We start from the raw sequence: 13,136 nt of genomic DNA on the forward strand, positions 1-13,136 counted from the left end.
AAACTCAATTTTTGCTTGGTTCTTGCTTTTGATTTGGCGCTCAGGCTATGACTTTCATCTGGCCTGACCAGATGACCGTATTTTCCGGTCAATTTCTATGCAAGACGATTTATTGAGCAAAAGTGACTAAGATCGCGCCAGACCCCGCCCGTTCCCAGCCCGTTGTCCCGGTGCTTGAGAATTTGTCAGCCGACGAAGCATCTGTGCCCGCCCGCGTTGCGCGCTGGGTGCAAGGGCATATTCGCGACGCGGGTCTTTCCGCCGGCGATCCCTTGCCGTCCCAGCGCGAGCTCAGCGTTCTTCTCGGGGTCTCGCGCCCTTCCGTGCGCGAGGGGCTGTCCATGCTGGAAACCCTGGGACTAGTGCGCATCGAGCAGCGGCGCGGCATCTTCGTGTCCTCGACCTCGGACGGGCGCCCCGCCGACTTCTGGCCGTTCGAGAAAGGCTACGACCTGCGCGACGTCTATCGCTTCCGCGCCGATTTCGAGCCCTCGGCTCTCGCGCTCGCGGTTGTCGATGCCCGGCGGCTGGCGCAACTGGAGGCTTCCGTTCAAGCCCTCGTCAATGCTGCCGCCATCGGGGATGCAGTCGCTGCCGCCGAACAGGACACGCTCTTTCACGATCTCCTGTTCGAGGCCTGCCCGAACCGGCTCTACCGCGACATCCGGCGTCACCTGGCCAAGGTGATGCAGGACAGCCAATGGGTGCCCATGGTGCTGGTGGAGCGCATTGGCGACACGGCTCGGGAGCATGCCGAAATCGTCACCCATCTGGCGGCCGGCGACATTCCGGCCGCCTGTGCGGCCCTGCGCAACCACATCCGTCTCGCGGCTCTGCGCTGCGATATCGACCTTTCCCTCGGCGGCTGATCAAATCCGAGACTGCCGCCTTTCCGTTGCTCCTGCCCAGCCCCAACCCAAGCCCCCAGCCCCCAGCCCCTGCGAGGACCCATGATCGCCGATACCGTTGCCGCCTTCTCCGAAATCCTCGACACGCCGCTGCACTCCGGGGCCGGGGCGCTCGATGGCCTGACCTTTGCCGCCAAGGACAATTACGAGCTCGCCGGTCGCGTCGCCGGCAACGGGACGCCGGACTGGAAGACAAGCCACGGGCCTTCCACCCTCACCGCGCCGGTGGTGCAGACCCTGCTGGACGCGGGCGCATCCCTTGCCGGTTTCGTGCACATGGACGAAATCGCCTACAGCATCATCGGCGCCAATCATTATTACGGAACGCCGGTCAATTCCGCCGCGCCCGACCGGGTGCCGGGCGGCTCTTCGTCCGGGTCTGCCTCTGCCGTGGCGGCCGGGCTGGTGGACTTTGCCCTGGGAACGGACACGGGCGGCTCCGTGCGCGCACCGGCCTCTTTCTGCGGTCTCTACGGATTGCGGCCGACCCATGGACGCCTGTCGGCACAAGGGATCCTGCCGCTGGCGATCGGCTTCGATGTGCCGGGCTGGTTCGCCGCCGACTGGTCGGTCTTTGCACGCGTCGGCGCCGCACTCGGCATCGAGGCCGGGAAGGGCGTGGCCCCGACACGTCTCTGGGCGCCCGCGACGGTCTGGGACAGCGTGGCGCCCTCCGTTCGCGAGGCGCTGGCCCCCATGCTCTCCCGTCTGGAAGCGTTGGTCGGGCCGGCCGTGACGACCCCGCTGCCCCAGCCGGATCTTGCCGGCTGGTATGAGGCCTTCCGCATCATCCAGGCGCGCGAAGTCTGGGAAGCGCTGGGCGCGTGGGTCGAGAGCACGTCGCCCACCTTCGGGCCGGGCGTCGGCGACCGGATCGAGATCGCGCGTGCCATTACCGACCTGCAGGTGGCACAGGCCAAGGCCGTTCAGGCCAGCATCCGCGCCGACATGGACGCGCTGCTGGGCGCAGGCACTGTTCTTGTCATGCCCACGTCGCCCGGTCCTGCCCCGCTGCGCGCGGCCTCACAGGAGGATCTGGGCGTCTTCCGTGCCGCCATCATGCAGCACACCTGCATTGCCGGGCTGAATGGCTATCCGGAGCTCACCGTCCCCGGTGCTCGGGTCGACGGTGCCCCGGTCGGCCTTTCCCTGATCGGCTCGCGCGGTGCCGATCAGGATCTGCTTGCCCTCGCCGGCGCCCTGTCGGAGACCCTCTGATGATCGCGCTGCCCGCACTTGCGGATCAGGTGATCAACGCGGCCGCAGATCCCGCCTGTCTCTATGGCCCGATTCAGCAAGAGATCCTGAATGACGAGGCCTTCGCCCGGGCGCTGGCGGCGGTGTCTTCCTGGCCAGGCTATGCGCCGACCCCTCTGGTCGAGCTTGCCGGTCTCGCCCGGCAGGCCGGTCTTGCCCGGCTCGCCTACAAGGATGAAGGCGCACGCTTCGGCCTCGGCAGCTTCAAGGCCCTGGGTGGCGCCTATGCCGTCTGGCAGGTGCTTCGCCGCTCGGCGCAGGCCGCCGGAATTGCCCCGGACGACGCGGACCGGATGCGCCTCCATGCGGCGGGCCTCACGGTCTGTTGCGCGACGGATGGCAATCACGGTCGCTCGGTCGCCTGGGGAGCCCGGACCTTCGGCTCTGCCTGCGTCATCTTCATCCACGAAACCGTGAGCGAAGGCCGCAAGGCAGCGATCGAGGCGTTTGGCGCGCAGGTCGTCCGCACCCCGGGCACCTATGACGACAGCGTTCGCGAGGCCCAGAGACGGGCGTCCGAAGAGGGATGGGTCGTGGTCTCGGATACGTCCTATCCGGGCTATCGCGACATCCCGAAGGATGTGATGCAGGGCTACGAGATCATGGCGCACGAGGCCCTTGCCCAGTGGGAAGCGCGTTGGGGGGCGGACAGTCCTCCGACCCATGTCTTCCTGCAGACGGGCGTCGGCGGCATGGCGGCTGCGGTCGCCGCACACCTCTGGCGCCGGTTTGGCGCTGCCCGTCCCGTCATCGTGCTGGCCGATCCTGATCGCGCCGCCTGTTGGGTCGAGAGTTTGCGGGCGGGCCACCCTGTCCCCGTTCACGGGGCGCTCGACACGTTGATGGCGGGTCTTGCCTGCGGAGAGGTCTCCGAGCTCGCCTGGGAGATCCTGTGCACAGCCGCCGATGGCGCGGTCGCGGTCTGCGACGAGGCTGCCGTCGCCCTCATGCGTCTGCTGGCCGAAGGTGTCGACGGCGATCCCGCGCTGGTCGCCGGGGAATCCGCCGTCGCGGGGTTGGCGGCCTGTCTGACGATTTCCCCCCTCCTGTCCGGAGCCTCGGCCACGGCCTTCGGCCTCACGCCCCAATCGCGGGTGCTGGTCTTCGGCACGGAAGGGGCCACGGACGCTGAACTTTACCATCAGATCGTCGGCGCACCCGTGCCGCATCAACCAGCCGTTTCCCAGAACCCGGAGCCCCTGCCGTGACCCGAAGCCTCAGGATTGCCGCTGCCCAGCTGGGCCCCATCGCCCGCACCGAGACCCGCGCGCAGGTAGTCGAACGCATGACTGCCCTGATGCGCGCAGCAAATGCGCGCGGCGCGGAGCTTGTCGTCTATCCGGAACTAGCCCTGACCACGTTCTTTCCGCGCTGGTACATCGAAGACCAGACCGAGGTCGACGCCTTTTTCGAGACGGAAATGCCCTCGGACGAGACCGCCCCGCTGTTCCGCGCGGCCGCAGAACTGGGGGTGGCCTTCAGCTTCGGTTATGCGGAGCTGGTGCGGGAAGGGGAAGGGCGGATCCGGCGCTTCAACACGTCGGTTCTGGTCTCCTCTCAAGGCGAGATCCTGCTGAAATACCGCAAGATCCATCTGCCCGGTCACCGGGACCATGAGGCGTGGCGTCCCTTCCAGCATCTGGAAAAGCGCTACTTCGAGGTTGGGGATCTGGGCTTCCCCGTCGCGGACGCTCTCGGCGGGCGCATCGGCAGCGCCATCTGCAACGACCGGCGCTGGCCCGAAACATTCCGCATGCTCGGTCTGCAGAACGCGGAGCTGGTGCTGATCGGCTACAACACGCCGCAGCATTATCCTCCCGCACCCGAGCATGACCATCTGCAGGACTTTCACAACCATCTGTGTCTGCAGGCAGGGGCCTATCAGAACGGGACATGGGTGGTCGGCGTTGCGAAGGCCGGGCTGGAAGAGGGCTGCGAGCTGATCGGCGGCAGTTGCATCATCGCGCCCACGGGCGAGATCGTTGCCCGTTGCCTCACGCGGGGCGACGAGGTCGCCGTCGCCGATTGCGATCTCGACCGCTGCCGCGAGATCCAGGACAACATCTTCAGCTTCGAGAAGCACCGCCAGCCGGACCAGTACGGGCTGCTGGTCAAGCCGGGGACCTGAGGTGGCGCCGGGCGGGGTGAGGGGCGGAGCGCCGGGCGGGGCATCAGCGCCTGAGCGCAGGATCGTCCTGATCAATCCTAACACCAGTGCGGCGACCACCCAGGCGATGGTGGGGATCGCCCGCGAGGTGCAGGCGGGGGAAGGCAGTTTCGAGCTCGTCGGCCTGACCGCGCCCTCCGGCCCGCCGATCATCTCGACCCCGGCGGAACTGGCGGCGGCCGGAGACGTGGTCGCAGGGCTGGTGGCGGAGCTTGAGGGCAACTGTGCCGGCGCGATCGTCTCTGCCTTCGGCGATCCGGGGCTTCAGCGTCTTCGCGAGCGCCTGAGCGTCCCCGTGGTGGGGATTGCAGAGGCCGGCATGCGCGCCGCGGCGGCGGGTGGCCGCCGCTTTGCCATCGTCACCACCACTCCTGATCTCGTCGCGCCGATCACGGCGCGGGCGCAAGCCTATGGCGTGGGGCGCCAGCTCTGCGGAACCTTTCTCACCGAAGGGTCGCTTGCCGAGGTGATGGCGGCTCCGGAGCGGTTGCGGGAGGCTCTGGCGAAGACGATCAGGCGCGCGCTCGGGGCCACCGACGCCGGGGCAATCGTCATCGGCGGCGGTCCGCTGGCGCGCGCCGCCCGTGAGCTCGGCTCCACCTGCACTGTGCCCCTGATCGAGCCGGTGCCCGAAGCCTGCCGCGCCCTTCTGCGCCAGATCATGCCTTTGCGCTAGCTCGCGAAGCGCTCACTCAAGGCGCTCCAGAAGCCATCCTGCAGGCCATCTGGCAAAGTTTTTTCCCGCCCTTTGACGCTGCGGAGACAGCGGATTGCGCCGTGCTGAGACACCCGGCGCCTGCGTGCATCTGCCTGAAATATTGACAGGGGTTACAGAGTGATCAATTATTAAAAATGAAGAAAACAATTCTCGAAAAATGAGAATTCAAGATGTCCGCTGCCGAACGCGTCCTCGACGCTCTCATTGCCATCACCAGCTCGCCGCGCGCCATGACGGCGGCAGAGCTTGCCCAGCAGCTGGACGTACCCGTCTCCTCGGTCTACCGGCACATCGCACTCCTCAAGCAATATGATCTGGTGGCGGACATGGGTCGCGATGGGGGCTTTGCGCCTGGGCCTGCCTGCTGGCGCATCGGTCAGAGCTTCGACGGTCTGCAGCTGATCTCCGCCATCGCCCGCCCGGTCATGGTCGCCCTCTCCGAGACGACTCAGGAGAGCGTCGGCCTGATGCAGGCAGTGGCGACCGATGTGGTCTGCGTCGAGATGGTGGAAAGCTCCCAGTCGCTCCGCTGTTCCTTCGCCAAGGGGCGCTCCCAGCCGCTGCGGGCAGGGGCCTCCGCCAAGCTGCTTCTTGCCTATCAGCCCGAAGTCGTCCGCCGCCTCGTGCAGCAGGGCGCGCTCCGTCGCGATGCCCTGGAAGCGCTCGAGGCCGAGCTGGCTTCCATCCGCGCCCAGGGTCATGCCCAGAGCGAGAGCGAGGTCGACATGGGCGTCTGGGGCGTGAGCGCTCCCGTCTTCGACAGCGCCGGCCGGCTGGTCTGCGGCCTCAGCCTCATGGCGCCGGTCGTGCGCGTGGGCACAAGGACACAGGAATTTGTCGCGGCAACCGTCAAGGCTGCGGCGGATATCACTCGGCGTCTCGCCGAGAGCATCGATAACCAGAACCAGAACCAGAACCAGAATGGGAACAGTCAATGAAGATGATCAAGAAACTCGCCCTCGGCGTCGTGTGTGCCCTGTCGCTGGCAGGTGCCGCTCAGGCCCAGGATACCAAGACCCTCAACGTCGCGACCGACGCCACCTTCCCGCCCTTCGAATATTTCGACAACAACGTCCGCACCGGCTTTGACGTGGAAATGGTCGAAGCCCTGGCTGCCAAGATGGGCCGTCAGGTCAACTGGACGCAGATCGACTTCAAGGGCCTGATCCCGGGCCTCGTCGCCAAGCGTTTCGATGTGGCGGTTTCCGCCATCTACATCACCGACGAGCGCAAGAAGGTCGTTGACTTCACCAATTCCTACTATCCGGGCGGTCTCGTGGTCCTCGGCAAGGCCGATGATGCCTCCATCACCGGTCCGGAAGACCTCAAGGGCAAGAAGGTTTCCGTCCAGGTCGGCACCAAGTCCGTGGCCTATCTGAAGGAACATTATCCGGAAGCTCAGCTCGTCGAAGTCGAGAAGAACGAAGAAATGTTCAACCTGCTGCTGACCGGCCGCGTGGATGCTGCCGTGACCGGCAAGCCGGCTGCCCTGCTCTTCGCCAGCAAGAACGACGCGGTGCACGTGCTGCCCAAGCAGGTCACCACCGAGGAATACGGCATCGCCGTGCGCAAGGACCTGGCCGACCTGACCGCAGAACTGAACGCGGCGCTCGACGCCATCAAGGCCGACGGCACCTATGATGCCCTGGTCAGCAAGTGGTTCGGCGGCGTCAAGTAAGCCCTCGAACGCAAGAATAACAGGAGTTCTCCGATGGAACTGGATTTCTCGCCGGTCTGGCGAGGCTGGCCTGACCTTCTTCACGGTGCGTCTGTCACCGTGGAGATCACCGTGGCATCGCTCGTCCTGAGCATCATCGTGGGTCTGTGCGTGGGCATGGCCCGCCTCGATCCGGGCAAGCGCATTCTCTACGGCACGGCCTCCGCCTACGTCCTGTTCTTTCGGGGAACGCCCCTGCTGGTTCAGCTCTTCCTGCTGTTCTTCGGCCTTCCCCAGTTCGACATCCTGCTGCCTGCCTTTGTCTGCGGCGTGATCGGTCTCGGGCTCTATTCCGGCTCCTATGTCTCCGAGGTGGTGCGCGGCGCGATCCAGTCCATCGACCGGGGCCAGATGGAAGCCGCCCGCTCCATGGGCATGTCCTATGCCCATGCCATGCGCTACATCATCCTGCCTCAGGCGGTGCTGCGCATGGTGCCGCCGCTGGGCAACGAATTCATCGCCCTCATCAAGAACTCCGCTCTCGTGTCCCTGCTGACCATCTCGGACCTGATGCACGAGGGGCAGAAGATCATCTCGGTCAGCTACCGCTCGCTGGAAGTCTACATCGCCGTGGCCCTCATCTATCTGGTCCTGACCACCCTGGCCGGACAGACCCTGCGGCTCATCGAAAAGCGCCTGCGCGTGGGAGGAATGGTGCAATGACGACGTCCGATATCCGCCCGATCCTCGAGATCCGCGACCTCGGCAAGGATTTCGGCGACTTCAACGTCCTGCGCGACATCTCCCTCGATGTGATGCCGTCTCAGGTGGTGGTCGTCATCGGTCCCTCCGGCTCCGGCAAGAGCACCCTGCTGCGGTGCTGCAACTGTCTGGAAGTGCCCCAGCGCGGCTCCATCCGCATTTGCGACAAGGATCTGGTGGTCGACGGCAAGATGCTGCCCGACCGGGAGCTCAACGCCCTGCGCATGCAGGTCGGCATGGTCTTCCAGGGGTTCAATCTCTTCCCGCATCTCTCCGTTCTCGAGAATGTCTCCATCGGTCCGCGCAAGTTGCGCGGTATGTCCGCCAAGGCCTCCGACGAGCTTGCCCTGTCCCTGCTGGACAAGGTCGGGTTGAAGGAACGCGCGTCCGCCTATCCGGCCCAGCTGTCGGGCGGTCAGAAGCAGCGCGTGGCCATCGCCCGGGCGCTGGCGATGGAGCCCCGGGTCATGCTCTTCGACGAGCCGACGTCGGCTCTCGACCCCGAACTGGTCGGCGAGGTGCTTCAGGTCATGAAGGCGCTGGCCGCCGAAGGCATGACCATGATCGTCGTCACCCACGAAATGGGCTTCGCACGGGAAGTGGCCGATGAGGTTCTGGTAATGGACGGAACCATCATCGAGCACGGCAAGCCGGAAGACGTGTTCTCCAACCCGAAGCAGGAACGCACCCGCACCTTCCTGAAGTGCATCCTGAGCCATTGAGCGTGCCGGGGCTTTGCGGGTTGCACCGCCGAGCCCTCGCGCCGCACAAGCCGACCGTCACAGGACCCATCTCATGACCGATCATCCGTCGCCGTCCGCCCCCTTCGAGATCCGCCGCGGGTCCTCGCCCGTAATTCTGGGCATGCCCCACACTGGCACCCATGTGCCGCAGGACATTGCAGCCCGGCTCAACGCCCATGGCCGCACCGTCGGGGACACCGACTGGCACATCCACCGGCTCTATGAGGATCTGCTGCCCGAAGCGACCGTGGTGCGGGCGACCTTCAGCCGTTATGTCATCGACGCCAACCGGGATCCCTCCGGCCACAGTCTCTATCCGGGCCAGAACACCACGTCCCTCGTGCCCCTGACCGACTTCGACGACGTGCCGATCTGGCGCGACGGCGAAGCGCCGACCGACACCGACATTGCCGAACGCATCGCCGGGTTCCACCGTCCCTATCATGCGGCCATCGAGGCAGAGATCGCCCGGGTCAAGGCAGAGCACGGGGTGGCCGTTCTCTTCGACTGTCATTCCATCCGGTCGAAGATCCCGTTCCTTTTCGAGGGTGTCCTGCCGGCCCTGAACCTCGGTACCGACGGTGGCCTGACCTGTGACGCGGCCATCGAATCCGTCGCTGTCGAGGTGGCGAAGGCCTCCGGCTTCAGCCACGTGCTGAACGGCCGCTTCCGCGGCGGCTGGACCACCCGTCACTACGGCAAGCCGGAAGACGGCGTCCACGCCATCCAGCTGGAACTGGCCCAGTCCACCCATCTGGCAAGCGAGAGCCTGCCCTATGACTACGATCCCGAGAAGGCGGCCTCCCTGCGCCCCGTGCTGGCACGGATGCTGTCGGAGATCGAGGCCGCAGCCCTCCGCCTGGCGGGCAAGAGCGCGTAAGGCCCAAGGCGCCAGCCTTGGCCCGCCCCATTGCGAGACAGACAACAGAACCGGCCGGCCCCAATCGGCAACCGGCCGCACCTTGAGGAAATCCTCCAAATGACCGTCGAGACGTTCCACGCCCGTCAGGCCCTTCTGGCCGAGGGATGGGCCGAGGACACCCGCATCTCCGTTCAGGACGGGATCATCACCGGCATCGAGAGCGGCGTTGCGCCGGCCGAAGGCGACCAGCGTGTCGACCATCTGCTGCCGGCCATGAGCAATCATCACAGCCATGCCTTCCAGCGGGCCATGTCCGGTCTGGCAGAAACCCGCGGCTCCGGCACGGACACGTTCTGGACCTGGCGCGATGTCATGTACCGCTTTGCCCTGGCCATGGATCCGGACCAGATGGAGGCCGTTGCCACGCAGCTCTACATGGAAATGCTGGAGGCGGGCTTCGTCCAGGTGGGCGAGTTCCACTATCTCCACCATGACCGGGACGGCCGTCCCTATGCGGAGATCGGCGAGATGTCGGAACGGCTGGTGGCCGCCGCTGAGGCGACCGGCATCGGTCTCACCCTTCTGCCGTCCTTCTATGCCCACTCGACCTTTGGCGGCCTGCCGCCGGTGGAAGGACAGCGCCGCTTCATCTGCGATCCCGATGGCTTCGCGCGGATCCTGGAGCGGTGCCGCGCCCTGGCAGCGTCACGAGCTGGTGTGAACGTCGGCGTGGCCCCCCACAGCCTGCGGGCCGTCACGCCTGCCGAGCTGGAACAGGTGCTGGCCATGGCCGACGGCGCGCCGGTGCATATGCATGTGGCCGAGCAGATCAAGGAAGTGGACGACTGCGTGGCCTGGTCGGGCCTGCGTCCGGCCGAATGGCTGCTTCAGAACGCGCCTCTCGATGATCGCTGGTGCTTCATCCACGCCACCCACCTGACCGAAGCGGAGCTCGAAGGCCTGCTTGCAGCCGGGGTGCACATGGGCCTTTGCCCGATCACCGAGGGCAATCTGGGCGATGGCATTTCACGCAGCCGCGCGGTTTTCGAGCAGGGCGGCTCCTTCGGCATCGGAACGGATTCCAACGTCTCCATCAGCATTCCCGACGAGTTGCGTCAGTTGGAGTATTCCCAGCGTCTGACCCATCACAATCGAGCCGTCATTGCCCGTCAGGGCGCCTCGACCGGTCGAGAGCTCTATCAGGGCGCCCGCGCCGGCGGCAGTGCGGCCCTTGGGGTCAGCACCGATCTGGGGGCAGGGGCACCGGCCACCTTCCTTGCCTTTGACACCGCGCGCGAACCCTGGCTGCAGCGCGACCGGCTGATGGATCGCTGGATCTTCGGCACGGCACTGCGTCCCGACGGGCTCTGGGTGCGGGGACGTCAGGTCGTCCGCTCGGGCACCCATGTGGAGCGCGAGCGCATCGAACCTCGATTCCGCGCCACCATGACGGAGCTCATGTCGGTGACCGGGCTCATCTGAGCAGGTTCCTTCGCAGCTGAAATCCTCAAGGCCCGGTTCTCCCCATGGAACCGGGCCTTGTCGTTTCGACTTGGAAACAGGAAGTGAGTGCTGTCGCATCCCTGTGACAGGTCCATGGTCTTGTTGGGCAATTGCATGCCCCGCCGAAAACGTTAGATTGGGCCCGACGCGGGAGAGACATGCGCCTCGCGATGCTCTACAGGGGCGCGGCGGCAACCGACGCACGTGCCTTGTCCCTTCTGCCCCGTTCCCATTAGGATAACGCGATGAAATTTCGTTTCCCCATTGTCATCATCGACGAAGACTTTCGCTCCGAGAATTCCTCCGGTCTGGGCATCCGGGCGATGGCCCAGGCGATCGAGGCAGAGGGGTTCGAGGTTCTCGGGGTGACGAGCTACGGGGATCTGTCGCAGTTCGCCCAGCAGCAGTCGCGCGCCAGCGCCTTCGTTCTCTCCATCGACGACGAGGAGTTCACCTCCGGCCCGGATCTGGATCCGGCCGTGGTCAACCTGCGCAGCTTCATCGAGGAAGTGCGCTGGAAGAACGCCGACGTGCCGATCTACGTCTATGGCGAGACCAAGACCTCCCGCCACCTGCCGAACGACATCCTGCGCGAGCTGCATGGTTTCATCCACGCCTTCGAGGACACGCCGGAATTCGTCGCGCGCCACATCATCCGCGAAGCCAAGAGCTATCTGGAGAGCATCCAGCCGCCCTTCTTCAAGGCGCTGCTCGACTATGCCGAGGACGGGTCCTATTCCTGGCACTGCCCGGGTCACTCCGGCGGCGTGGCCTTCCTGAAGTCGCCCATCGGCCAGATGTATCACCAGTTCTACGGTGAAAACATGCTGCGCGCCGACGTCTGCAACGCGGTGGAGGAGCTCGGTCAGCTGCTCGATCACAACGGTGCCATCGGTGCCTCCGAGCGCAACGCGGCCCGCATCTTCAACGCCGACCACTGCTTCTTCGTCACCAACGGCACCTCGACCTCCAACAAGATGGTCTGGCACCACACGGTGGCACCGGGCGATGTGGTCGTTGTCGACCGCAACTGCCACAAGTCGATCCTGCACTCGATCATCATGACCGGAGCGGTGCCGGTCTTCCTGAAGCCGACCCGCAATCACTACGGCATCATCGGGCCGATCCCCCATGCCGAGTTCGAGGTGGAAAGCATCAAGGCGAAGATCCGCGCCAACCCGTTGCTGGAAGGGGTGGATGCCGACACGGTCAAGCCGCGCATCATGACCCTGACCCAGTCCACCTATGACGGGGTGCTCTACAACACCGAGACCATCAAGGGCCTGCTCGACGGTTATGTCGACAATCTCCACTTCGATGAGGCCTGGCTGCCGCACGCCTCCTTCCACCCGTTCTATGGCAGCTACCATGCCATGGGCCGCAAGCGGGGCCGCACCAAGGAATCGGTGACCTACGCCACCCAGTCGATCCACAAGCTGCTGGCCGGCATCAGCCAGGCCAGCCACGTGCTGGTGCAGGACAGCGAGAACACCAAGCTCGACCGGCATCTCTTCAACGAATCCTACCTGATGCACACCTCCACCAGCCCGCAATATTCCATCATCGCCTCGTGCGATGTGGCTGCGGCCATGATGGAGCCCCCCGGCGGCACGGCGCTGGTGGAGGAATCCATTCTCGAGGCCCTCGATTTCCGCCGCGCCATGCGCAAGGTGGACGCGGAGTTCGGCAAGGACGACTGGTGGTTCCAGGTCTGGGGTCCGGACGAGCTGGAGGAGGAAGGCATCGGCCGCAACAAGGACTGGGTCCTGCGCCGCACCGACAGCGAAGGCGTCCAGCGCGATGGCGAGGACAGCTGGCATGGCTTCGGCGACATGGCGCCGGGCTTCAACATGCTCGACCCGATCAAGGCCACCATCATCACCCCGGGCCTGAACCTGGATGGCCGCTTCGAGGAAACCGGCATTCCGGCCTCCATCGTGTCGAAATACCTGGCCGAGCATGGGGTGGTTGTCGAGAAGACCGGGCTCTACTCGTTCTTCATCATGTTCACCATCGGCATCACCAAGGGCCGCTGGAACACGCTGCTGGCCGCGCTGCAGCAGTTCAAGGACGATTACGACAAGAACCATCCCCTGTGGCGGACCATGCCGGAATTCTGCGCCAAGCATCCGCGCTACGAGCAGATGGGCCTGCGCGATCTCTGCCAGCACGTCCATGCGCTCTATGCCAAGTATGACGTGGCGATCCTCTCCACCGAGATGTATCTGAGCGACCTTCAGCCGGCCATGAAGCCCTCCGACGCCTTCTCCCACATCGCCCGGCGCACCACCCAGCGCGTGCCGATCGACGAACTGGAAGGCCGCATCACCACCAGCCTTGTCACCCCTTACCCGCCGGGCATTCCGCTGCTCATCCCGGGCGAGGTCTTCAACAAGCGCATTGTCGAGTATCTGAAGTTCAACCGGGAATTCGCTCGCGAATGCCCGGGCTTCGAGACCGACATCCACGGCCTCGTCCAGGAAGTCGGCGCCGACGGCCAGGTGCATTACTTCGCCGATTGCGTGGCGGAGTAAGTTAAGAGCATCTGATTGGCAGCGG

The 13,136-nt window shown here is 65.3% G+C and carries 12 protein-coding genes; all 12 read left to right on the forward strand.

From position 1 onward, the window contains the following. Positions 1-203: 203 nt before the first annotated feature. The 12 genes from FR728_RS15085 (at position 204) to FR728_RS15140 (ending at position 13,111) form a co-directional block, all read left to right on the forward strand. Positions 204-869, forward strand: coding sequence for a FadR/GntR family transcriptional regulator (locus FR728_RS15085; protein ID WP_188318924.1), 666 nt, complete (start codon positions 204-206; stop codon positions 867-869). Between the two features lie 81 nt (positions 870-950). Then, positions 951-2,126, forward strand: a complete 1,176-nt coding sequence (locus FR728_RS15090) for an amidase (protein ID WP_149893559.1) — start codon at positions 951-953, stop codon at positions 2,124-2,126. After that, complete coding sequence (locus tag FR728_RS15095) at positions 2,126-3,373, forward strand: diaminopropionate ammonia-lyase (RefSeq protein ID WP_149893560.1); 1,248 nt, start codon at positions 2,126-2,128, stop codon at positions 3,371-3,373. The genes FR728_RS15090 and FR728_RS15095 overlap by 1 nt, the downstream gene beginning before the upstream one ends. Beyond that, a complete protein-coding gene (locus FR728_RS15100) occupies positions 3,370-4,293 on the forward strand; it encodes an N-carbamoyl-D-amino-acid hydrolase (protein ID WP_149893561.1) in 924 nt (307 codons plus the stop codon). Before FR728_RS15095 ends, FR728_RS15100 begins: the two co-directional genes overlap by 4 nt. Positions 4,294-4,309: 16 nt before the next feature. Next, positions 4,310-5,008: an aspartate/glutamate racemase family protein gene (locus FR728_RS15105; RefSeq protein WP_208998848.1), complete on the forward strand. Its 699-nt coding sequence runs from the start codon at positions 4,310-4,312 to the stop codon at positions 5,006-5,008. A gap of 212 nt (positions 5,009-5,220) precedes the next feature. Continuing rightward, positions 5,221-5,988, forward strand: coding sequence for an IclR family transcriptional regulator (locus FR728_RS15110; protein WP_149893563.1), 768 nt, complete (start codon positions 5,221-5,223; stop codon positions 5,986-5,988). Next, positions 5,985-6,728 (forward strand): transporter substrate-binding domain-containing protein, encoded by a 744-nt coding sequence (locus FR728_RS15115; RefSeq protein ID WP_149893564.1) that lies wholly within the window; start codon positions 5,985-5,987, stop codon positions 6,726-6,728. Before FR728_RS15110 ends, FR728_RS15115 begins: the two co-directional genes overlap by 4 nt. Positions 6,729-6,761: 33 nt before the next feature. Then, on the forward strand, positions 6,762-7,430 hold the full coding sequence (locus FR728_RS15120; protein ID WP_149893565.1) for an amino acid ABC transporter permease: 669 nt from the start codon (positions 6,762-6,764) through the stop codon (positions 7,428-7,430). Further along, positions 7,427-8,191, forward strand: coding sequence for an amino acid ABC transporter ATP-binding protein (locus FR728_RS15125; protein ID WP_149893566.1), 765 nt, complete (start codon positions 7,427-7,429; stop codon positions 8,189-8,191). Before FR728_RS15120 ends, FR728_RS15125 begins: the two co-directional genes overlap by 4 nt. 73 nt (positions 8,192-8,264) lie before the next feature. Beyond that, positions 8,265-9,092 carry an N-formylglutamate deformylase gene (hutG, locus tag FR728_RS15130; protein WP_149893567.1) on the forward strand — a complete coding sequence of 276 codons (828 nt, stop codon included), beginning with the start codon at positions 8,265-8,267 and terminating at the stop codon, positions 9,090-9,092. Between the two features lie 99 nt (positions 9,093-9,191). Next, the gene (locus tag FR728_RS15135) at positions 9,192-10,556 is read left to right on the forward strand and encodes a formimidoylglutamate deiminase (protein ID WP_149893568.1); all 1,365 of its coding nucleotides are present in this window, start codon (positions 9,192-9,194) and stop codon (positions 10,554-10,556) included. Positions 10,557-10,822: 266 nt separating this feature from the next. Then, positions 10,823-13,111: an arginine/lysine/ornithine decarboxylase gene (locus FR728_RS15140; protein WP_149893569.1), complete on the forward strand. Its 2,289-nt coding sequence runs from the start codon at positions 10,823-10,825 to the stop codon at positions 13,109-13,111. Positions 13,112-13,136: the final 25 nt, after the last annotated feature.

The sequence above is a fragment of the Roseibium aestuarii genome (assembly GCF_008477545.1).
GTDB lineage: Bacteria > Pseudomonadota > Alphaproteobacteria > Rhizobiales > Stappiaceae > Roseibium > Roseibium aestuarii.

Excerpts from the sequence above, each read along its gene's own strand:
- FR728_RS15090 (WP_149893559.1), top strand. The coding sequence starts at position 951 with ATGATCGCCGATACCGTTGCCGCCTTCTCCGAAATCCTCGACACGCCG.
- FR728_RS15095 (WP_149893560.1), top strand. The coding sequence starts at position 2,126 with ATGATCGCGCTGCCCGCACTTGCGGATCAGGTGATCAACGCGGCCGCA.
- FR728_RS15110 (WP_149893563.1), top strand. The coding sequence starts at position 5,221 with ATGTCCGCTGCCGAACGCGTCCTCGACGCTCTCATTGCCATCACCAGC.
- FR728_RS15115 (WP_149893564.1), top strand. The coding sequence starts at position 5,985 with ATGAAGATGATCAAGAAACTCGCCCTCGGCGTCGTGTGTGCCCTGTCG.
- FR728_RS15120 (WP_149893565.1), top strand. The coding sequence starts at position 6,762 with ATGGAACTGGATTTCTCGCCGGTCTGGCGAGGCTGGCCTGACCTTCTT.
- FR728_RS15125 (WP_149893566.1), top strand. The coding sequence starts at position 7,427 with ATGACGACGTCCGATATCCGCCCGATCCTCGAGATCCGCGACCTCGGC.
- hutG (WP_149893567.1), top strand. The coding sequence starts at position 8,265 with ATGACCGATCATCCGTCGCCGTCCGCCCCCTTCGAGATCCGCCGCGGG.
- FR728_RS15135 (WP_149893568.1), top strand. The coding sequence starts at position 9,192 with ATGACCGTCGAGACGTTCCACGCCCGTCAGGCCCTTCTGGCCGAGGGA.
- FR728_RS15140 (WP_149893569.1), top strand. The coding sequence starts at position 10,823 with ATGAAATTTCGTTTCCCCATTGTCATCATCGACGAAGACTTTCGCTCC.